General features: G+C 56.1%; 23 protein-coding genes. 8 read left to right on the top strand and 15 right to left on the bottom strand.

Annotated features, from left to right (window positions below; genetic code table 11):
• Nucleotides 1-13 precede the first annotated feature (13 nt).
• From gspK to gspC, 9 genes are read right to left on the bottom strand one after another with little or no spacing between them, the layout of a single operon-like run.
• A complete protein-coding gene (gene gspK / locus SK50_RS09735) occupies nt 14-1,024 on the bottom strand; it encodes a type II secretion system minor pseudopilin GspK (protein WP_023296203.1) in 1,011 nt (336 codons plus the stop codon).
• The gene (gene gspJ / locus SK50_RS09730; protein WP_023296202.1) at nt 1,021-1,629 is read right to left on the bottom strand and encodes a type II secretion system minor pseudopilin GspJ; all 609 of its coding nucleotides are present in this window, start codon (nt 1,627-1,629) and stop codon (nt 1,021-1,023) included. Before gspJ ends, gspK begins: the two co-directional genes overlap by 4 nt.
• Nucleotides 1,626-2,006 (bottom strand): type II secretion system minor pseudopilin GspI, encoded by a 381-nt coding sequence (gene gspI, locus SK50_RS09725; protein WP_048229342.1) that lies wholly within the window; start codon nt 2,004-2,006, stop codon nt 1,626-1,628. The genes gspJ and gspI overlap by 4 nt, the downstream gene beginning before the upstream one ends.
• Nucleotides 1,999-2,484, bottom strand: coding sequence for a type II secretion system minor pseudopilin GspH (gene gspH, locus SK50_RS09720; RefSeq protein ID WP_023296201.1), 486 nt, complete (start codon nt 2,482-2,484; stop codon nt 1,999-2,001). Before gspH ends, gspI begins: the two co-directional genes overlap by 8 nt.
• Nucleotides 2,484-2,933 (bottom strand): type II secretion system major pseudopilin GspG, encoded by a 450-nt coding sequence (gspG, locus tag SK50_RS09715; protein WP_045343702.1) that lies wholly within the window; start codon nt 2,931-2,933, stop codon nt 2,484-2,486. Before gspG ends, gspH begins: the two co-directional genes overlap by 1 nt.
• 3 nt (nt 2,934-2,936) lie before the next feature.
• Entirely contained in the window at nt 2,937-4,145 is a 1,209-nt protein-coding gene (gspF, locus tag SK50_RS09710) for a type II secretion system inner membrane protein GspF (RefSeq protein ID WP_017384864.1), read from the bottom strand.
• Nucleotides 4,145-5,623 (bottom strand): type II secretion system ATPase GspE, encoded by a 1,479-nt coding sequence (gspE, locus tag SK50_RS09705; RefSeq protein ID WP_023296198.1) that lies wholly within the window; start codon nt 5,621-5,623, stop codon nt 4,145-4,147. Before gspE ends, gspF begins: the two co-directional genes overlap by 1 nt.
• A 14-nt stretch (nt 5,624-5,637) precedes the next feature.
• Nucleotides 5,638-7,554 (bottom strand): type II secretion system secretin GspD, encoded by a 1,917-nt coding sequence (gspD, locus tag SK50_RS09700; protein WP_015571003.1) that lies wholly within the window; start codon nt 7,552-7,554, stop codon nt 5,638-5,640.
• A gap of 13 nt (nt 7,555-7,567) precedes the next feature.
• Nucleotides 7,568-8,296, bottom strand: a complete 729-nt coding sequence (gspC, locus tag SK50_RS09695) for a type II secretion system protein GspC (protein ID WP_048229340.1) — start codon at nt 8,294-8,296, stop codon at nt 7,568-7,570.
• A gap of 216 nt (nt 8,297-8,512) precedes the next feature.
• On the opposite strand from gspC, the gene SK50_RS09690 reads away from it, so the two are divergent.
• A complete protein-coding gene (locus tag SK50_RS09690) occupies nt 8,513-10,075 on the top strand; it encodes an ExeA family protein (RefSeq protein WP_017693724.1) in 1,563 nt (520 codons plus the stop codon).
• Complete coding sequence (locus SK50_RS09685; RefSeq protein ID WP_017693725.1) at nt 10,075-10,713, top strand: hypothetical protein; 639 nt, start codon at nt 10,075-10,077, stop codon at nt 10,711-10,713. Before SK50_RS09690 ends, SK50_RS09685 begins: the two co-directional genes overlap by 1 nt.
• Here the strand turns inward: SK50_RS09685 and SK50_RS09680 are convergent.
• The 3 genes from SK50_RS09680 to SK50_RS09670 form a co-directional block, all read right to left on the bottom strand.
• Nucleotides 10,710-11,333: a helix-turn-helix domain-containing protein gene (locus SK50_RS09680; protein ID WP_017693726.1), complete on the bottom strand. Its 624-nt coding sequence runs from the start codon at nt 11,331-11,333 to the stop codon at nt 10,710-10,712. The two genes, SK50_RS09685 and SK50_RS09680, sit on opposite strands and share 4 nt — an antisense overlap.
• A 269-nt stretch (nt 11,334-11,602) precedes the next feature.
• Entirely contained in the window at nt 11,603-12,433 is an 831-nt protein-coding gene (locus tag SK50_RS09675; RefSeq protein ID WP_023296195.1) for an N-acetylmuramoyl-L-alanine amidase, read from the bottom strand.
• Nucleotides 12,430-12,753, bottom strand: a complete 324-nt coding sequence (locus SK50_RS09670; RefSeq protein ID WP_006174327.1) for a heavy metal-binding domain-containing protein — start codon at nt 12,751-12,753, stop codon at nt 12,430-12,432. The genes SK50_RS09675 and SK50_RS09670 overlap by 4 nt, the downstream gene beginning before the upstream one ends.
• Before the next feature lie 97 nt (nt 12,754-12,850).
• Between SK50_RS09670 and SK50_RS09665 the strand changes: the two genes are divergently transcribed.
• From SK50_RS09665 to artJ, 6 genes are all read left to right on the top strand, one after another.
• Nucleotides 12,851-13,369, top strand: a complete 519-nt coding sequence (locus SK50_RS09665; RefSeq protein ID WP_015571007.1) for a lipoprotein — start codon at nt 12,851-12,853, stop codon at nt 13,367-13,369.
• Nucleotides 13,370-13,595: 226 nt separating this feature from the next.
• The gene (gene artP, locus SK50_RS09660) at nt 13,596-14,324 is read left to right on the top strand and encodes an arginine ABC transporter ATP-binding protein ArtP (protein WP_006809439.1); all 729 of its coding nucleotides are present in this window, start codon (nt 13,596-13,598) and stop codon (nt 14,322-14,324) included.
• An 18-nt stretch (nt 14,325-14,342) separates the two neighbouring features.
• Nucleotides 14,343-15,074: an arginine ABC transporter substrate-binding protein ArtI gene (gene artI / locus SK50_RS09655; RefSeq protein WP_006174322.1), complete on the top strand. Its 732-nt coding sequence runs from the start codon at nt 14,343-14,345 to the stop codon at nt 15,072-15,074.
• Nucleotides 15,075-15,080: 6 nt separating this feature from the next.
• Nucleotides 15,081-15,797 carry an arginine ABC transporter permease ArtQ gene (gene artQ / locus SK50_RS09650; protein ID WP_003858367.1) on the top strand — a complete coding sequence of 239 codons (717 nt, stop codon included), beginning with the start codon at nt 15,081-15,083 and terminating at the stop codon, nt 15,795-15,797.
• Nucleotides 15,797-16,465: an arginine ABC transporter permease ArtM gene (gene artM, locus SK50_RS09645; RefSeq protein WP_003858369.1), complete on the top strand. Its 669-nt coding sequence runs from the start codon at nt 15,797-15,799 to the stop codon at nt 16,463-16,465. The genes artQ and artM overlap by 1 nt, the downstream gene beginning before the upstream one ends.
• 179 nt (nt 16,466-16,644) lie before the next feature.
• Nucleotides 16,645-17,376 (top strand): arginine ABC transporter substrate-binding protein ArtJ, encoded by a 732-nt coding sequence (gene artJ / locus SK50_RS09640; RefSeq protein ID WP_015571008.1) that lies wholly within the window; start codon nt 16,645-16,647, stop codon nt 17,374-17,376.
• Between the two features lie 76 nt (nt 17,377-17,452).
• Here artJ and SK50_RS09635 read toward each other — a convergent pair whose 3' ends face one another.
• The 3 genes from SK50_RS09635 to rlmC form a co-directional block, all read right to left on the bottom strand.
• A complete protein-coding gene (locus SK50_RS09635; RefSeq protein ID WP_045341375.1) occupies nt 17,453-18,922 on the bottom strand; it encodes a sensor histidine kinase in 1,470 nt (489 codons plus the stop codon).
• Nucleotides 18,906-19,613: a response regulator transcription factor gene (locus SK50_RS09630; protein ID WP_022650690.1), complete on the bottom strand. Its 708-nt coding sequence runs from the start codon at nt 19,611-19,613 to the stop codon at nt 18,906-18,908. The genes SK50_RS09635 and SK50_RS09630 overlap by 17 nt, the downstream gene beginning before the upstream one ends.
• A 313-nt stretch (nt 19,614-19,926) precedes the next feature.
• Complete coding sequence (gene rlmC, locus SK50_RS09620; RefSeq protein WP_017693730.1) at nt 19,927-21,057, bottom strand: 23S rRNA (uracil(747)-C(5))-methyltransferase RlmC; 1,131 nt, start codon at nt 21,055-21,057, stop codon at nt 19,927-19,929.
• Nucleotides 21,058-21,080: the final 23 nt, after the last annotated feature.

Below are 21,080 nucleotides of genomic sequence, written 5' to 3'. Positions count from 1 at the left end.
CGTTCTACTTTTCTTATTCAATCATTCGGTAACGACGCTGCCACGTCACGATCTCACCGGCTTCGTTATTCACCTGAAGCTGGCTGACCACGCGAAGCGTTAATTCATCGGTATTGCCGGTGTAATTCACGCGGAAGTACCGGCTGTTTATAGAAAATTGATCCGCCACCTGCGGGAGATCGTCTTTTAACTGCGGGAAGGCCTGCTCCAGCGCTTTGCTGAACGCTTCCATATTTTCCCAGCCCGATTCCGGACGCGCATCCAACAGGCGAACGACGTCATCCCGCGTCAGTTTTCCGGGGAACATGGCCGCCAGCACGGCGGCCTGTTCCGGTTGCAGGGTGTTGACATCAACCTTGCTGGCAGCGTCCGGCAGCGCGCATAACAGCTTGCTCACCTTCGGATACGCCGTAACAGGGAACGCAGGCAGCAGTTTGATTTCCGCGATGCTGCGCATCATCTGATTTGCCGGTTGCCGCGCGGGCACGACGCCAGCCCACGCATCGCTTTCGGCCCCCTCCTTCGCCGTGGTGCTGTCACCATCGAGATAATCCACCAGCTGGAAATAGACCGCCTCCGCCGTGCCCGGGCTGAGGCCGCTTTCCGTCAGAAGTTGTTCAACAATCCGCGCTTTACGCGGTTTTTCCGCCACCGCGGGAGCGCTTTGCCCCTGGGGTGCGATGTCGGCGGTCAACAGGTTATTGACGTTAAAGCAGTCCTGCGCATCTTCCACCTGGCTCACGACCGTATAGTCCTCACCCTGCGTCTCCAGCGGCTGATGCCAGTCGCCGTCCAGGGCCAGCGGCTTGCTCTCGCCGCTGGCGTCGGTCTGTAACCGGTCCTTCACCACTTTTTCCTGGGTCTGCATCGCCCAGCGCAGCTGCTGCTGGCTTACCTGATAATGCGTTTTCTGCAAATTACGGCAGAACTGCTGGCTGATTTTGGCGGCCAGCGCCGACATCATCACCAGCAAAATCAGCACCACCAGCAGGGCGACGCCCTGTTGTTGACGGATCCGTTTCATGGTCTGGTCTCCGGCGAAGGCGCTGGCGCTGCGGCAGCGGCCACCTCCGGCATATCACCCGGTGTAGTGAACACCCAGCGCCAGGTATCCCCGCTTTCCATCGTCAACGTAACCTCCACGCCGTCCGGCAGATGGGCAGCGTCGTGCCAGGCTGTCTGCCAGCCCTGACGATAAAACCGCCACTGCAATGATTTTACGCCGCTGACAATGGGCACTTCGTCAGGCTTAACGTCCGCCGGAGCGTCAATGACCGGCCAGACGTCGCGATACAAACGCCCCTCTTCCAGCCGCCAGCGCACGCGCTCCAGCTGGACCGTTCCGCTCACGCCATTCAGGGTGGTCAGTTCAAGAGCATCGCCCTCCTGACGAAACAGCTCCGGCTCATTACGCGGGGCGCGCGCCTGAAGCTGGAAAAAATCACGCTCCATCAGACTCCAGGCGCGCTGAAGCTGGTTGAGCTTTGCGGCGCTGGCATCGGTGGCCGAGCTGGTACGCATCGCGCCGTCCAGAATTTGCCAGGCCAGGGTGCTGATCACCGCGAAGATAGTCAGCGCAATCATGATCTCCAGCAGGGTAAATCCGCGCTGGCGTCGCGTTTTCTTCACTTGCTCTCTCCCGGCGGAATGATGCGCAGGGAGATAACCGGCTGGCTCTCATCGCTTTCCGCATACACGCGTAGGGTATTCGCCCAGACGTTGTCGGCGGTTTTCACCCGCTGCTTACGCCAGTTCCAGCTGCGCCCGCCCATGATTTCCGTCCCCTGCTGTTCAGCATCCGGGAAGTCGGTTCGGGTGAGCTGTGCTTCCGCCAGCTGATTTTCCGCCACCCAACTGGCCTGCAAGGTATCGGCCAGGCCATGGGTAAAACGCACGTTCAGGGAGACCGAGTTCATCAGTTCCAGCGCGGCGGTGGAGAAAATCACCAGAGCGACCATCACCTCCAGCAGCGTCATCCCCTTTTGCTTTTTGTTGCCGTTAGCCATCGTTTTCTACCGATACCGGCGCCGCACCGTGCGACACCACGCGGAAATGGTGCTGTTTGTCGTAACTTTGCAGCGTCAGCGTAAAGCGGCTGATTTCACCGTCCGGTAAAAAGATCACCTGCGGCTCGGAGGTCACCGTCGCGGCCAGACGCTGCGGCGAAAGCGACACATGCATCTCTTCCGGAAAATCACCTTTGGTGTTAATGCGTCCGGCAGATAATGGCATCCAGTGCCGCTCGCCATTTTTATCGGCGATCGTCACCAGCTGATATTTATCGGTGGCGATCACCAGCCCGACAATATTTCCGTCCATCACCGCACGGTCTGAACCATAATCAACGAGCGCTTTTAATTGCTGGCCAAATATATCCGCGCCGCTGCGCGAAGGAATGGTGGACACCACCATCATGGCGCAGCTGGCAAATATCACCAGCGCCAGAATAATTTCCAGCAACGTAAAGCCGCGTTGATTTTTCATTATTTCTCTTTCTTATCCAGAGACCAGTTTGTAATGTCATCGGCGGTATTGGCTTCGCCGTCCGGACCGGCTGAGAAGACGTCCACCGCGCCGTGTTCACCCGGGCTCACCAGAAGATAATCATTGCCCCAGGGGTCCTGCGGCAGGCGACGGATATAGCCGTCCGTGCGGTAGCCGTTCGGGATTGGCGCGATTTCAGGTTTGGTCACCAGCGCCTGCAAACCCTGCTCTGTGGTCGGGTAGCGGTGGTTATCCAGCTTGTACATATCCAGCGAGCCTTCGAGCGCGACAATATCGCTGGTTGCTTTTTGCGTATCGGCTTTTTCCTTATTGCCCATTAAATTTGGCACCACCATACTCGCCAGTACGCCGAGAATAACAATGACCACCATTAATTCGAGCAATGTAAAGCCCGCCTGGCGAGCCAGGTTTTTACGTTTTAAAACCATGATTTAACCTACCATATTATTAAGTTGCAGAAGCGGTTGTAATATTGACAGAACGATGAATAAAACAATCGTCGCCATGGATACCACCAGCGCCGGTTCAAAGACCGACAGCGTTAATGTAATTCGATGTTGTAAGGCCGATTCCTGATTTTCCGCCGCGCGATCCATTAAATTACCTAATTCCCCGCTCTCTTCACCGGAGGCAATCATATACAGCATGGTGGGCGGGAATAATTTCGCCTGTTCCAGCGCCGCATACAGCGACGCCCCCTGGCGCACGGTGTCGGCGGCCTGCTCCAGCACCTGCCGGGCATAGCGGTTTTCAATACCGTCCATCGCGATATACATTCCCTCCAGCAGCGGCACGCTACTGGCCTGCAAAATGCTCAGGGTACGGATATAGCGGGCACTGTTGATGGCGCAGACCAGCTTTTTAATCGGCGAGCCGTTCACCAGCCAGCTGTGCCAGCGAAAACGGTTTTTGGCATTCCTCAGCCAGGTTTTGAAGCCGATAAAGCCGCCCCCCAGAATGCCCACAATATAAATGCCCCAGGCTTGCAGGAAATCACTGACCGCAATCAGCGTCCGGGTGGTGATCGGCAGCTGCTGCTTCATGTGGGTAAACTGCTCGATCACCTGCGGTACCACCGCCACCAGCAGGATGCTGATGACCGCGATGGCGACCACGGTGAGGGTTATCGGGTAGACCATTGCCTGCGTCAGCTTGCTTTTCATCTTCTGGCGCTGCTCGTTGTACTCCGCCAGCTTTTCCAGCACGTCGCCCAGGTGACCGGTTTTCTCCCCGGCCATCACCAGCGTGCAGTAAAGCTTGTCGAAGGTGCGCGGAAACTGGCTGAAGGCATCGAACAGGGTGTGGCCTTCCACCACCTTCTCGCGGATCTCCACCACCATCGCCGCCAGCTTTTTGTCTTCCGTCTGCTTCGAGATCGCTTTCAGCGCGCTCTCCAGCGGCAGCGCGGCGTTGACCAGCGTCGAAAGCTGACGGGTAAACATCGACAGCACCGGAGTGGAGAGCTTCACCCCGGTTTTCGCTTTCCCGCCAGCCGCCGTTTCGCGGGTTTCGGTGATGCTGACGGGCATCAGCTTTTGCTCGCGAAGCCACTGGCGAACCTGCTTCTGCCCCTCGGCCTGTAACGTCCCGCGCTGTGTTTTCCCCGCGGCATCCGTTGCCGTCCAGGCGTAGAAAGCCATTACGCATCCCCTCCACGTTCGGCGGTGACGCGCATGACCTCTTCCAGAGACGTCACGCCGCCGATCACCTTCAGCAGCCCGTTTTCACGCAGGCTGTAGGCATGCTTAAAAAGCTGCGTTTCGAGGGACATTTCGTCCTTATCTTCATGGATGGCGCGGCGCATGGCGCTGTCCACCACCAGGAATTCATGGATACCGGCGCGGCCCTGATAGCCGCTCTGACGGCAGTGTTCGCACCCCACCGCGCGGTAAATCGCGTCTGGCGGCGCGGCCATAAAGCTGAACAGCGCTTTTTCATTGGCGTCCAGCGGACTGGTGGTCCGGCAGTGCGTACACAGCCGACGCACCAGACGCTGGGCAATGACACCGAGCAGCGATGAACCGATTAAGAAGGACTCCAGCCCCATATCCCGCAGACGGGTTATCGCCCCTGCGGCACTGTTGGTGTGCAGCGTCGACATCACCAGGTGACCGGTCAGCGACGCCTGCACCGCAATCTGGGCGGTCTCACCGTCGCGAATTTCCCCGATCATCACCACGTCCGGGTCCTGACGCAGAATGGCGCGCAGCCCGCGGGCAAAGGTCATGTCCACGCGCGGGTTAACCTGCGTCTGCCCCACCCCTTCCAGCTCGTACTCAATCGGATCTTCCACGGTCAGAATGTTGCGTTCGTGGCCGTTCAGCGCCGAAAGAATGGCGTACAGCGTGGTACTTTTACCGGAACCCGTCGGGCCGGTAACGAGGATGATCCCGTGCGGGCGGTCGATCAGCCCTTTCAGCTTCTCCAGTTCTTCATCAATCAGCCCCAGCTTGTTGATGTCGGGCTTGAGATTGCTTTTATCGAGCAGGCGCATCACCACGCGCTCGCCGTACTGGGACGGAATGGTCGAGACGCGCACGTCGATGGCCTTGCGACCGATGCGCAGGGAGATACGGCCATCCTGCGGGAGGCGTTTCTCGGCGATGTCGAGTTTCGACATCACCTTGATACGCGACACCAGCAGCGGGGCGAGCTTACGCGCCGGTTGCAGCACCGGGCGCAGCACGCCGTCAACGCGAAAGCGTATGCTCAGGGTGCGCTCGAAGGTTTCGATATGAATATCCGACGCGCCGTCCTTCACCGCCTCGCCGAGAATGGCGTTGATCAGGCGGATCACCGGCGAGTTTTCATCGTTATCGAGCAGATCTTCGTTATCCGGGATCTCCTCGGTTAACGCCATCAGATCGATATCCGCGTCCATATCGTCCACCAGCTGCTGCGACACGCCGCTGCTCTGCTGCCAGATTTTGGCCAGCATCTCGTCAAACGCTTCCGGCGCCAGGGTAACCGGGACAAACGCGCGTCCCAGCACCCGACGCACCTCCAGCAGCGCTAACGCCGGGGTGTCCTCACGGATATAGACGTCATTGTTGTAAAGCAGAACGCCGTTTTCTTTTGCGTAGTTGCTGCTACACAGGGTTTTAGTCAGTTCGTCCACGTTTCCCCTCCGCCTTACTCTTTAAACGGATTGCGTGCCGCGTGGGTTTTCACGGGTGCAGTGCTGGCGGCAGGAAACGCTGGCAGTACGGCGTTGTCGCTCGGCTCGACAATACCGAGCTTTTTCTCTTCCACGCGCTGCATCTGGCGCACCCGGATCTGGTCGTATTTCTCTTTCGAGGCTGCGCTGTAGTTGTCGTCGTCACGCAGGACGGTGGTATGAATAAACACCATCAGGTTGCGTTTAGAGGTATCCTGCGAGGTGTAGCGGAACAGCTGCCCGACCAGCGGGATATCGCCGAGCAGCGGCACTTTGGAGACCGACTGTTTGGTCACATTTTCCATCAGGCCGCCGAGCACCACCGTCTGGCCACTGTGGACCATCACTTCGTTATTAATCGTGCGCGTGTTGAAGGTTGGGCCGAGGCTGGAATCTTCCGTTGCGCTGTTGTCGACGCTGGATACTTCCTGCTCAATCTTCAGGTGGATCATGTCGCCATCGTTGATTTGCGGCACAATCTTCAGCTTGGTCCCCACGGTTTTACGCTCAACCGAGTTAAAGACGTTGTCGCCGCTGGTGGTTTGCGAACCGGAAAGCACCGGCACATCCTGACCGACGTTGAACGACGCTTCTTTATTATCCAGCGTGACCACGCTTGGCGTGGAGAGGATGTCGTTTTTACCGTCGGTGGAGAGCGCGGTCACCAGCGCACCGAAATCACCGTTAAAGAAGCCGGTCGCAAGGCCCGTGAAGCTCGCCCCTTTCATGGTGCCATTTTTAATCTGGCTGATTGGCAGGCCGGTAGCGCCAAACTGCACGCCGCCGTGCTTGCTCGTCCACTGCACGCCAAGATCCAGGCCGTTGCCGTCCTGCACTTCGGCAATGATCGCTTCCACCAGCACCTGCGGACGGCGAATATCCAGCTTGTCGATCACCTTCTCCAGGGAGTTCATCACGTTAGGCTGCGCGGTGATCACCAGGGAGTTGGTCGACTCGTCGGCGGTAATATTCAGGTCGGTTGAGGCGCTCGCGGTTTTCGCTTTGGCCGCGCCCGGCTTGTCTTTCAGCTGCTCGCCAATTCCCGTCAGCACCGGTACCACTTTGGTGGCGCTGGCATATTTGAGGTAGAAGACGCGGGTGTTCCCCTCGTTATTCTGCTCGCGATCCAGCTGATGGATAAGGGAACGGGTACGCGCCCGCGCATCTTCCGAGCCGCTGATCACCAGGCTATTGGTTTCGTCATCCGCCACCACCTTGGTCGCCAGCTGCGGCGCATTCTGCCCCTTCTGCTCTTCGTTGTTGAGGTTATTCAACATATCCGAAAGCTCTTTGGCAGAGGCAAAGCGCAGCGGGATGATTTCGCGGCGCTGAATACCGTCTTTATCGACGCGCTGAACCAGATCCACCAGGCGGTTCACCACCGAGGCTTTACCGGTTAACAGCAGGACGTTGGACGGCTCAAAGTGGACCACATTCCCGATGCCGGTGGCATCGTTGAGCTGACGCAGCAGCGGGGCCAGCTCGCGAACGGGTACGTTTTCCATACGCACCACGCGGGTGATAATCTCGTCACCTTTGCCCGGGTTTTTGCTGTCTGCCAGCGGCGCACCGGCGGTACGCGCTACGCTTGAGCGCACCACTTTGACCATGCCGTTGTCCATCGGGATCACCGACAGGCCGTAGAGATCCAGCACGCTCAGGAAGAACTGGTAATACTCATCCTCCGTCAGCACGTTGTAGGTTCTGACCGAGACGGTTCCCTGGACGGACGGATCGACCAGAATAGTTTTGTTGAGATTGCGACCTACCGTATCGATAAACTCGCGAATATCAGTATTTTTAAAACTTGCGCTAAAGTTAGCTGCAAGCAGCGAACTGGAATATAACGACAATGCGGTCAGCGCCACGCACGCCCAGGGAAATTTTTTCATGTCTGCACACTTATTAATTATTTAGAACATTAACCCGAATATTTTCAAGGTGAGCGTGACGTCGTACGATGACCTCCGCTTCTTTCATTTTCGACCAGTTGGCAATAATGCTTTTCGCTTTTGCTTCATCGGTCATATCGACAGAGTTAACCTGAATCGCCACATCGCCTTTTTCCAGACCTGACTGACTGTAAAAGGCGGAGGCATTCCTTGGGTTTATCCTGTAGCCTTCCAGTCGGCCTTTTTCAATGATGGGTTTTAACACCAGATAATCATCAAGATGCACACTCTCTGCGCCAGCATCTTTCGTCGATTTTGTAACCGGGCCGCTCTCCACGCCCCCCTTAAAATAGTCCGGTTTATTTAACGCCAGTACCTGCGTAGCACCTTCATAATTAACCACCACATTATCTTTGTTTATTTCCTGAATAAATGCGTCGTTAAACCCGGCGAGCGGTTCACCCTCGCGGTAGCTTCGCTGGCCGCCCGGGGTTTTGATGACAGCGAAGGAGAGCCAGGCGTCATCACTGCGCACAATGCCTTCAATCTCCGCCGCCAGCGGGGGTTTTGCCGCAGCCGATAAGTTCTCCTGACGGACGGCAGCCGTAAAAAGCGTGAAGGGTTTGTCTTCGCGCGTTTTTTTCAGCGGCTGTAGGTCAGAATTAGCAAACTTATTCATAACTTTTTTATAATCTTTAAAGGTGAGATAGCCTTGCTGGCCACAAAAAATGAGCAGCGTCATACTGCGCCAATATGGAGGAAAATAGTAATAAGCTGTTGCAAACACGACCACTGACTTCGCCACCAACTTTCATAAAGAAAAATATTGACCGTATAAATTCCAGATGTTAGGCGCAGCCGGCTGGATATTTTTACTCTGTCTGCAAATTGACCGCTCAGGGGCATTACCTTACTTTCTGCTGCTGTTGCTATTCCTAATCAGAGACGGTAAGTCGTTATGTATCAGAGCCACTTTAATTTTAAAAATCCGCCATTCAGGACAATCACCCGTTTATCCGGTGATTTTCTGGTGCCTTATCATCAGGACGTGTTCAACCTGCTGAAAGAGAAAACCCAGCTGGCGGGAATTATCGGGCTTTTTTGCGACGACGCTCCGCTTCTGGGTCTGTTCATCGACGCGCTGAAAGCCAGCAACCATACCGTTCTTGCCATCAACGCGTTTCCCAAACTGAGTGCCAGTAGCCTGCTGTACAAACTCAACCCGGGAACGAAAGCGATTAAAGATCGCATGCAGGCGGTGGATGCCGTCCTGCGCCAGTGGCAGGAGGGGAAAGCGAAATCCAGAGTAGTGACGATCGCCCATGCCGAAGCCATGAAGGAGAGCTGCCGTGAAGTCCTGGGAACGCTGCTCACGCGCGCCCAGGAGCTGAACTTCCGGCTCGCCGTGGTACTGACGGGCAATGCGGATCAGGAGATCCTGCTAAAGCAACCTGAACTGCGCGAATATACGCACACGCATCATGCCCTGCGCCCCCTGACCTGCCGCGAATACCTGAGCTATGTACAGGCCCAGTGCGAAGAACACGGCTGCGAAAACTCGCCGTTGCCGCCTGCCCGCGTGCGCAAAATGCACACGCTAACCAAAGGCAACATCAGCAAACTGAACGCGCTGGCGCACCTGTCAATGCTCGCCGCCTGGACGGAACGCGCGGCGCAGGTCAGCCCACGTCATTTACGTCTGGCGGCGGGAGAGATCCTGCCCGCCCAAAAACATGGTAAGCGCCTGGCGACCGTGGGGCTGTTTGCGTCCGTGCTGTTTGCCGCCTGCGGCTGGTATTTAACCTCGTCGATCGGCGCGCGCCTGCCGATCCAGCTGCCGGTGCCCGTCAGCTGGAAACAGCAGACGCCAAAACCTGAGGCAGCCGTGGTGCCGGTTATCGACAACGAAATGGTTAATCAGCCGGATGCGATGCATCAGCTTTATCTCATGTGGGGGTATGACGCCTCGGCCGACGATGCGCTGTGCCAGAACGCCGCCAAAGTGAACCTGATGTGTAAACAGGGGAACGCGTCGCCGGAGGCGCTGGCGCAGCAAGGATATCCATGGGTCAGTGAACTGAAAACCAGCGGCCATCTTAACTATGCGGTGGTCGCCAGGGTCGGGGACACGTCCATTGACCTGTTAATGAATAACCGGACCTGGCAGGTGAGCCGCAGCTGGTTTAACCGGCACGCGACCGGCAACTTTACCCAGCTGCACCGCCTGACACCGGAAGGTAAAGACGCGATCGGCGCGGCCAGCGACAGCAAAGATATGGCCTGGCTGGATCAGCAATTAAGCCTGGCGCTGAGCCAGCCCGAAACGCATGCCCGGATCTGGACCACAGAGATGATGAAACGCACCCGCGAGTTCCAGCAAAAAATGCATCTGCACGTGGATGGTATCCCCGGTGAAGATACGCTGATGCAGCTGATGCGCGTGACCAACAGCACGCCGGGCGTACTGATTCAGACCACCCGCACCACCCCGGACGCGAAAATGCAGGAGAAGAAAGCCTAATGTCGACCATCTGTCTTGCGGCCCAGCGCAGCTATACAACCGGGGAAGCGGTCTGGTTTTCGTACCGTCTCCCCAGCCTGAAAAACATATTCGGCAAAACAGCGTTATGGCTGGTCGGGCTTTGCGCCATGCTGGTTGTCGGCCTGTATATGCACGTCTACTGGAACCTGCGCCACCCGGCGCCTGAACCGGTCAACGCCAGCGTTGCGAAACCGGAAACGCAACTTTCGGATATGCATTACGTGTACGTGAGTAAACCGTTCCCGCATCCGCAGCCTAAAGCTGCGCCAGTGCCAGTTGATGTTCCATCGATGCAGGATCTGCCGATCAACAGTGATGATGGCGACTGGCAGCAGGCGCCCGACGGAGCGGTGCCACACGACGCCTCGCGGGATACCTTACCCGGGACCGAAGCGCATGAGCACGATAACGCTCCCGCCAGCACGGGCAGTGAAGAGTCATCATTAACGGAATTATTTAAGCAGGCGCTAAAAGAGCAGGAGCAGGATTATTCTCAAGGAAAAATTCCCGCGCCGCCGGTTGACGAAACGCAGGATAATTCACAAGCCAGTGTAAAAAACAGTGGAAATAGCCGTTCTCCTTTCAGTGAAAAAGGAGACGGCGGGAGCAGGTATTAATATTTTTCAGGCAGTGCGGTAAGGTTAAGCAGTCGACCTTTTTCCACCACAATATATTGACCCTTTTTCAGATCGGAGAGGATTTTAATAATAGTGCTACGTGCCAGGTTAGTGTATTCCTGAATGTAATCATAAACGTTAATATCACGCTGTTGTTGAACAATCAGGTCGTTAATCTCATATAAAAATTCGCGGACAACGGAATACGCACTGCGGGCAACCAGAACATCATCACGTTTGCTCAGCATGCAGATGTACCAGGAAAGGACTTTGGTCAGTTCTGGCCACAGATTTTTTTCGGTCATCAGCTGAGCGAAGACCTCTTTCTTGATCGAGCGAACAACCGTATTCGTCCGAACAAGGCCGTACATATGGGTGGCATTGTAATACATTGACGACAGGCCGAAAATGCATTGCCCGGTGACGGTGAACATGCACAGTTCGTCAGATTCACGTCGAAATTCGACTTCACCGCTGACGATAATATGAATATAGCCGGAATCAGAGGTGGAAATTTTCTGCCATTTTTTTAACGTTCTTTCTTCAACGCCTGAGGTTGCAGAAATGATCTTTTCCATTTCATGTTGCGGACGTAATTTTTTTCCATAGATGCTTAACATTGTTATACCCGATTTAAGATGTGATTTTTAAAAAGCATGGCCACGGTGTTGTTACCGAGCCATAAATATTTTTCCTGATGAAAACGTCAAGAATAAACAAAAAAAGAGTGAAGCTTTTTATTAATTCGCCAAATTACTTAGCGCGCTATGTGTCCATCTTAAATCGGGATAATTTTAAGTCAATTAACTAAAAATGAAATGAGTTTGTACTTAGGATTAATCTGATAGGAACTTACGAAAATATACTCATTCGGGGGTAATCCGAAGGTTTACCCCTGTCCGTATTTCTCTAAAAGTGCTTCGGCAATCGCCATGGTTTCCACATCCGCTACGCCATTCCATAACTGCGGACGGAAATGCATCTGGAAAACCATGATGATGCGTTTTTGCTGTTCGGGCGTACTGTTTTCTGGCACCTCGTAACCGTAGCGCGCCAGCAAATCGAGCAGTGCTGCGGTATCAACCTGCTGATAATGCGGTCGCCCGTTGATATAAAAATTCACGCGCCCCGGATCGGGCCAGGCTCCGATACCCTGCTGCGCCAGTTCGCGCCACGGAAACAGTGGCCCAGGATCGTCTTTACGCTGCGGGGCGATATCCGAGTGTGCCACCACGTTCTGCGGTTTAATGTCGTAGCGGGCGATGATGTCTCTGGCAAGCGGGATCAGCGCCGCAATTTGCCCCGGTTCGAAGGGGGTAAAGGTTTTCACGTCACCGGTTTTCCGCCAGCCGCGGTTTTCCAGCTCAATGCCGACGGAGGTATCATTTATGCGGTTGGTGCCACGCCAGAAGCTGATGCCCGCATGCCAGGCCAGTTCGCTCTCCGGGACCAGCTGCCAGATACGCGGTTTGCCCTGCGGAGCTGGCGGCTTTGCGGGGATGAGATAGTGAGAGCTGACGTTTTTATCGGTCAGGGTCGCAAGCGAGGTGTCGAAATCATCGGCGGTGTAGTGAATAACCAGCACCTTTATACGCGGGTAGGCCGCCTGCGCCTGATGGCGCGTATCCAGCTCGTACGCGCCTTTATCAACAATGCCCTCTTCCGAGGCGCATCCTGCCAGCAACATCGCCAGCAGGAGGGTTGAGAGCGAACGCTTCATCGACGGGTCTTCACCGCCGTGCCGCTTACGCTCACCATTAGCATGCTGGCATCTTTCCCGACCGTTTCGTAGTCGATATCAATGCCTACCACCGCATCCGCGCCCAGCGCTTTGGCCTGCTCGCCCAGCTCCTTAAAAGCAATCTCGCGCGCCTTACGCAGCTCTTTCTCGTACGCGCCGGAGCGACCCCCGACGATATCCCGAATGCCGGCAAAGAAATCGCGGAAAATGTTTGCGCCCAGAATCGCCTCACCGGTGACCACGCCGCAGTACTCGGTAATCGGTTGACCTTCCAGGGTTGGCGTTGTTGAAAATTGCATACTTTCTCTCCTTCTTTAGCGTTCAATGCGTTAGCGACAGCATTATCGGTTCGTTACGCTATGATTGAAAGGATAGTTAATAAATAAGGAAATCAACATGCGCTACTCTGCTTTAACGCTTTTAGTGCCATGCGCGCTGGTGCTCAGCGCCTGCACAACGCCGGTCACGCCAGCCTTTAAGGATATCGGAACCCGCAGCGGCCCTTGTATTGAGGGTGGCCCGGATGCCGTGGCGCAACAATTTTATGATTACCGTATTCAGCATCGCGGTAATGACCTGACCGCCCTGCGCCCGTACCTGAGCGATAATCTGGCGAAACTGCTCACCGACGCTTCGCGCGATCCGCAGCACAACGCCCTGCTGTCATCCGATCCGTTCTCCAGCCGCGCCACGCTGCCGGACAGCGCCGACGTTGCCAGCGCGTCCACCATACCGAATACCGACGCACGCAATATTCCCCTGCGCGTAAAGCTCACCCAGGGGACGCAAACATGGCAGGATGAGGTTCTGATGATCCGTGAAGGCCAGTGCTGGGCAATAGACGATGTGCGCTACATTGGCGGCAGCGTTCATGCCCCGGCGGGCACCCTTCGCCAGTCGATTGAGAACCGCTAACGCCTCCGTTAAATAAACGTTAACCCCGTAAAATGTCCGGCATTTCCTGCGGAATGCCGACATTTATACTCGCCCCCCATTCCCGTCGCTATTTTGTGCTATGTTTAAGAGTAAATACGGGTTATATTTAACTTTTAACGCAGAAATATTGCATAACTATTCTGTCAACGGTACTATCTGCGGCCTCAATTGCTATAGATTGCCTGGATGAGTAAAGACTGCCCCGATGAGTATTAAACTAAACGGCATTAACTGCTTCTACGGCGCACACCAGGCGCTGTTCGACATTACGCTGAGTTGCCCGGAGGGCGAAACGCTGGTTTTGCTCGGCCCAAGCGGCGCGGGAAAAAGCTCCCTTCTGCGTGTTCTTAATCTGCTTGAAATGCCCCGTTCGGGGACGCTGGCCATCGCCGGTAACCATTTTGACTTCGCGAAAACCCCGTCTGATAAAGCGATTCGTGAACTGCGTCAAAACGTGGGCATGGTTTTCCAGCAATACAATCTCTGGCCGCATCTGACGGTGGTGCAAAACCTGATTGAAGCCCCGTGCCGCGTGCTTGGCTTAAGCAAAGACCAGGCGATGGCGCGTGCGGAAAAGCTGCTGGAACGTCTGCGTCTGAAACCGTACAGCGACCGGTATCCTTTACACCTCTCTGGTGGTCAGCAACAGCGTGTGGCGATCGCCCGTGCGCTGATGATGGAGCCGGCGGTGCTGCTGTTTGACGAGCCAACCGCGGCGCTGGACCCGGAAATTACCGCCCAGATCGTGAGCATTATTCGTGAGCTGGCGGAAACCAACATTACCCAGGTCATCGTGACCCACGAGGTGGAAGTGGCGCGCAAAACCGCCAGCCGCGTGGTCTATATGGAAAACGGGTATATCGTTGAGCAGGGTGACGCGAGCTGCTTCACTAACCCGCAAACCGATGCCTTCAAAAACTACTTATCACACTAATGTGTTAGGGAAATTATAATGAAAAAAGTATTGATTGCCGCGCTGCTTGCTAGCGTCAGCCTTTCCGCTACCGCAGCCCAGACCATCCGTTTCGCCACTGAAGCGTCCTACCCTCCGTTTGAATCCATTGATGCGAACAACAAGATTGTTGGCTTCGACGTGGACCTGGCAAACGCCCTGTGTAAAGAGATCGACGCGACCTGTACCTTCAGCAACCAGGCGTTCGACAGCCTGATCCCAAGCCTGAAGTTCCGCCGTATCGACGCCGTAATGGCCGGAATGGACATCACTCCGGAGCGTGAAAAGCAGGTTCTGTTCACCACCCCTTACTATGACAACTCGGCCCTGTTCATCGGTCAGAAAGGTAAATACGCCTCCGTTGACCTGCTGAAAGGCAAGAAAGTCGGCGTGCAGAACGGCACCACGCACCAGAAATTCATCATGGATAAGCATCCGGAAATCACCACCGTGCCGTATGACAGCTACCAGAATGCGAAGCTGGACCTGCAAAACGGTCGTATCGATGCGGTGTTCGGGGACACGGCTGTCGTGACCGAATGGCTGAAAGCGAACGACAAGCTGGCCGCCGTGGGTGACAAGGTGACCGATAAAGACTACTTCGGTACAGGTCTGGGTATTGCCGTACGTCAGGGCAATACCGAGTTGCAGCAGAAATTCAACGCTGCGCTGGAAAAAGTGAAGAAAGACGGCACCTACGAAACCATCTACAAAAAATGGTTCCAGAAGTAATTCCTGATGAATGAAATTTTTCCTTTAGCAAGCGCCGCCGGGATGACCGTCGGCCTTGCCGTTTGTGCACTGATTATCGGCCTCGTACTGGCGATGTTCTTTGCGGTGTGGGAGTCCGTTAAGTGGCGCCCTGTCGCATGGCTCGGTTCAGCGCTGGTGACTGTGCTGCGTGGACTGCCGGAAATTCTGGTGGTCCTGTTTATCTATTTCGGCTCCTCACAGCTGCTGTTAACGCTGTCGGACGGCTTCACGATTAATCTCGGCTTTGCGCAGATCCCGGTGCAGATGCAGATTGAGAACTTCGACGTCAGCCCGTTCCTGTGCGGCGTGATTGCGCTCTCCCTGCTCTATTCGGCCTATGCGTCACAAACGCTGCGCGGCGCGCTGAAAGCGGTACCGCAGGGTCAATGGGAATCCGGCCAGGCGCTGGGTCTGTCGAAAGCGGCGATCTTCTTCCGCCTGGTGATGCCGCAGATGTGGCGTCATGCCCTGCCAGGGCTGGGTAACCAGTGGCTGGTACTGCTGAAAGATACCGCGCTGGTGAGCCTGATCAGCGTGAACGATTTGATGTTGCAAACAAAAAGTATCGCCACCCGTACGCAGGAGCCGTTTACCTGGTACATCGTCGCGGCGGCTATCTACCTGGTGATCACGTTGCTGAGCCAGTACGTTCTGAAGCGTATTGATCTGCGCGCAACGCGTTTTGAACGGAGACCAGGCTGATGCTGGATTATTTACCCGAACTGATGAAAGGGCTGCACACCAGCCTGACGCTGACCGTCGCGTCTATCATCGTGGCGCTGATCCTGGCGCTGATCTTCACCATCGTCCTGACGCTGAAAACGCCGGTGCTGGTGTGGATTGTACGTGGCTACATTACGCTCTTCACCGGAACGCCGCTGCTGGTGCAGATCTTCCTGATTTACTACGGCCCGGGCCAGTTCCCGTCGTTACAGGAATATCCGGTTATCTGGCATCTGCTCTCTGAGCCATGGCTCTGCGCCCTGATTGCCCTCTCCCTGAACAGCGCGGCCTATACCACGCAGCTGTTCTACGGCGCCATTCGCGCGATCCCGGAAGGCCAGTGGCAGTCCTGCGGGGCGCTGGGCATGAGCAAGAAGGATACGCTGGCGATCCTGCTGCCTTATGCCTTTAAGCGCGCCCTCTCTTCCTATTCCAACGAAGTCGTGCTGGTGTTCAAAAGTACCTCTCTGGCCTACACCATCACCCTGATGGAAGTGATGGGCCACGGACAGCTGCTGTACGGACGCACCTACGACGTGATGGTGTTCGGTGCGGCGGGTCTGGTCTATCTGGTGGTCAACGGTCTGCTGACCCTGATGATGCGTCTTATCGAGCGTAAGGCGCTGGCGTTTGAGCGCAGAAATTAATCGACTTAATGCATAAAGCTGTTTTCGTAGTGCGGGTAACCTGATGGGTTACCCGCATTTTTTTATGCATTAAATAATATTTAATCATATTTATTGCATATAAATTCATTGAGTGGCATTGTACATCCATGCCGCAGACACGGCGCATAATGACAAGATTGACAGACGGGAGCATTACAATGAAAAAGTTAGTTCTGGCCGCATTACTCGCAACCTTCGCCGCTGGCGCATCCGCCGCCGATAAAATCAATTTCGGCGTTTCTGCCACCTATCCGCCGTTTGAATCGCTGGATGCCAGCAACCAGATCGTCGGCTTCGACATCGACCTGGCGAAAGCGCTGTGCAAGCAGATGCAGGCCGACTGCACCTTTACTAACCACGCATTTGACAGCCTGATCCCGTCCCTGAAATTTAAAAAGTACGACGCGGTGATCTCCGGCATGGACATCACGCCAGAGCGCAGCAAGCAGGTCGCGTTCACCGACCCGTACTACGCGAACTCTGCGGTGGTGATTGCGAAGAAAGGGGCTTATAAATCTTTCGACGAGCTGAAAGGCAAGCGCATCGGCATGGAGAACGGCACCACGCACCAGAAATACCTCCAGGACAAGCATCCTGAAGTGAAAACCGTGGCCTACGACAGCTACCAGAACGCCATTATCGACCTGAAAAATGGCCGTATTGATGGCGTATTTGGCGACACCGCGGTCGTGAATGAGTGGCTGAAAACCAACCCGCAGCTGGGTACAGCGACGGAGAAAGTGACCGATCCGCAGTATTTCGGCACTGGCCTCGGTATTGCCGTGCGTCCGGATAACAAGGCTCTGCTTGAGAAACTGAACGGCGCGCTGAAAGCGATCAAAGCTGACGGCACATACCAGAAAATCAGCGAGCAGTGGTTCCCGCAATAACCTTTTTTGCCGGGTGACCTGGCCTACGGGGGTGGTCTGTAGGCCGGGTAAGGCGAAGCCGCCACCCGGCAATTTCTTAAAGCGGCACAAAGAACCTGAACCGTGCCCCGCTCACGGACTCCATCAGCCTGATCCCCCCGCCGTGCAGCTCCAGCATTCTTTTCACGATTAACAGCCCTAACCCGCCCCGGTGCTCCCGCGAGGCCTGTGGATTTAACGCTGACGGACGCTGGAACAGATCGTCCCGTAATGCGGCATCAACACCCGTTCCGCTGTCGGCCACTTCAACCTGTAACCGGTCGTTCTCCTGCCACACCGCCAGACGAATGTCTCCACCTGCTGGGGTATGGCGTATCGCATTATCCAGCAGATTCGTCACCACCCGTTCAATCATGGAAACATCGGCCAACACCTGCGGCAGCGGACCCGGGACGTCAATGTGCAGATTTAACTCACGCGTGCGGGCAGCGAGTTCAAACTTTTGCGCCACGTCGGAAATCAGTTCAGCCATGGCAAAACGCTCGCGCTGGGGCTTGATGCCGCCGTGCTCAAGACGCGCCAGCTCGAACAGCTGCTGCGACAGATGGCGTACCTTTTGCCCCTGACGCAGCGCGGTAGCGAGGTACTGCTGATGCTCCTGCGGCGACAGCGTTGCGGATTTCAGCGACAGCGTTTCCAGATAACCCAGCAGCGACGTCAGCGGGGTGCGTAAGTCGTGCGAAATGTTGGCGATAAACTCCCGGCGCTGGCGGTCGCTGTCGGCCAGCCGATCCCACTGAGAGGTGATTTTGCGCGCCAGCTCGATAAAGGTATTGCGCAGGATCGCCACTTCATCCTGGCCGGCAGGCTCAAGCGGCTGGGCCGCCAGCTGCTTAATCGCGCTGATGCTGTCCTGCTCCAGCCCGGCCACGTCCAGCGTGAGCTCTTTAACCGGGCGCGTCACCCAGTACCAGAGCAGCAACCCCGCCAGCAGACCAAACAGCGCCACCAGCAGCATCGACCACAGCGCCGTACTCCAGAGCGCTTTGTGCCAGGCCATCTCCGCCAGCGCGTTGGACTCCTCCCCCTGCAAAATAATGTACAGATACCCCTTCAGCTCACCGTCCTGCCGCAGCGGGGTGGCGCTGAAGACTTTCTTATTCTGGCTTCGGGGATCGTCGCCAAACACCGGCATCACCGTCCCGCTGAGGAAATTCTGTATCGGCACGAGGTCAATTTTTTGCCGCTGAATGTGCCCTGGCGGGGCGGCATCGGCCAGGATATCGCCATCTGGCGAGACAACATACAGCTCGACGCTCGGATTAAAGGTCATCAGCCGGTCGAACAGCGGTTTTAAGGCGCTGCGATCCACCCTGCCCTGCGCATCCACAATCGCTTCCCGCTGCACAATCTGCTGCGCCAGCCCGCCGGAGAGCCGCTGCACCATCGCATTGCCGTACTGCATGCTACTGTAGAGCTGCACCGCACAGGCGACGGTGGCGCAGAGCAGCAGTAACGCCGTAAACAGCAGCGTCAGGCGCTGGCTCAGGCTAAAGCGACGCATCATGATTCTGCTCCGCAAATTTGTAGCCTTTGCCCCAGACGGTGCGAACGATCTCCGGCTCGGCGGCATCTTTCTCTATTTTAATGCGCAGGCGGTTAATGTGGGTATTGACGGTGTGTTCGTAGCCTTCGTGCTGATACCCCCATACCTGCTCCAGCAGTGCCAGCCGCGAAAAGACCTCTCCGGGATGGCGGGCAAAGAAATAGAGCAGTTCAAATTCGCGCGGGGTGAGATCGACGTGTTGGCCGTTAAGGCGCACGGTGCGCGCCAGCGGATCGATAGTCAGTCCGTGCGCCTGAATAATGCCGTCCGTCTGCGCCTGGCCCATCGCCTGCTGACGGCGAAACAGCGCCTTAATGCGGGCAATCAGCTCCTGCACCGAGAAAGGTTTTGCCAGATAATCATCCGCCCCGGTTTCCAGGCCGGTAATACGGTCAGTTTCACTGCTGCGGGCGCTAATGATGATAATGGGCAGGTAGCGGGTCATCTGGCGGATACGGCGGCAAATCTCCAGACCATCGACATTCGGCAGCATCAGATCGAGGATCACCGCGTCCCACGGCTGTGTTTCAAGACGCTGTAAGGCGTTGCCCCCGTCGGGCTCGTGGGTAATGGCATAGCCTTCATCTTCCAGGTTAAGACGCAGGAGTGCCGCGATATCGTGGTCATCTTCTACCAGCAGGATCTGCTTCATGGGTAAGCCTTCAATCATTTGTTATGACGTAAGCTTACCTGATTTCGAGCGGGGGAAGAGTTCACATTTTGTTGAACATTGTGCGGGGTTTATGCCGGGTGACGGCTTCGCCTTACCCGGCCTGCGCTTTGGTTAACAACGTGAGCTGACAGGCTATTTTGCCGACCAGTTGAAAGCGCCACGCTGGCTTAAAACAGAGACGGGAGTCGCATTACTGGGTTGAGCAAACAAAGCCGGGTGGCGGCTACGCCTTACCCGGCCTACTCCGGATCGTAGGCCCGGTAAGCGCAGCGCCACCGGGCGATGTTGAGGATTAGCGCGTTTTCACCAACAACGTCAGCACTTCATAATGGGCGGTATGCGGGAACATATCGAAAAGCTGCACGCGTTCAATGCGGTAGCCCGGTAGATGAGCGATATCCTTCGCCATGGTCTGCGCGTTACAGCTGGAGTAGACAATGTACTCCGGCGCCATCTGGCTCAGGTAGTCGCAGAGCGCCTGGCCGATACCCCGGCGCGGCGGGTTCACCAGCACCAGCTCCGGCACGTTGCCCTGTCCGGTGGCGAACCGGGTCGAGTCCAGCGCCTGGAAGTGCAGATTCGTCAGCCCCAGCTCTGCGGCGGACTGCTTCGCGCAGGCAATCGCTTCGGCGGAGATCTCAATTCCGGTGAGCTGCATGTCTGGCGTGGCACAGTGCAGGCCAAAGCCGCCGACGCCGCAGAACAGATCCCACATGTGATGAACCTGTAACGCACGCACCCAGTCGCGCGCGGTGGCATACAGCGCGCTGGCGACGGTGGGGTTAGTTTGAAAGAAGCTTTGCGGACGGATCCACAGCGGCACGCCGTTAAAGCTCTCCGCCAGCGCATGCTGTTCGGTGAAGAAAATCTCTTTCTCCCCTTCCATGATCGCCATATGCACCGGCTGAATATTCGCGGTGATAACCTTGAGCTGCGGAAGCTGTTCCTGCAACCCCGGAAGCGCCGCGCGCAGCTGCTCCAGCTTGTTTTCCGAACGCAGCACAAAGCGCAGCATCATCCCGCCGTCGATCTGGCTTTCGGTCAGCAAAAGGTATTTCAGCTCGCCGCGCCTGCGGGCAACGTTATAGGGCGTTAACCCCGCCCGGGCGATAAACGGTTTCAGCGCGCTAAACACCGGCTCAAACGAGGCGGGATATAGCGGGCAGTCGGTTAAATCTTCCGGGGTGCCGTCGCGGTGCAGCATCCCCAGCAGCGGCTTTTCAACGCTGCCGCTGACCACCATTTTGGCTTTATTGCGAAAGCCCTGTTCCGGGCCACTTACGGGTGCGCACCACTCGCCCACCGCATGTGCTGTCAGCAGCTGTTGCAGGTCGGCCATTTTGGCGGTGAGTTGTTGAGAGACCGGCTGTTCTATCCACTGACAGGAGCGGCAGCGTCCGGCGTCATAGAGTGCGCACTGCATATGAAAACCTTAAGAAACACGAG

The sequence above is a fragment of the Enterobacter sp. BWH64 genome (genome assembly GCF_001037645.1).
GTDB lineage: Bacteria > Pseudomonadota > Gammaproteobacteria > Enterobacterales > Enterobacteriaceae > Enterobacter > Enterobacter hormaechei_C.
The sequence above is the reverse complement of the archived record's forward strand: the minus strand, read 5'-3'. Positions and strand labels throughout refer to the sequence as shown.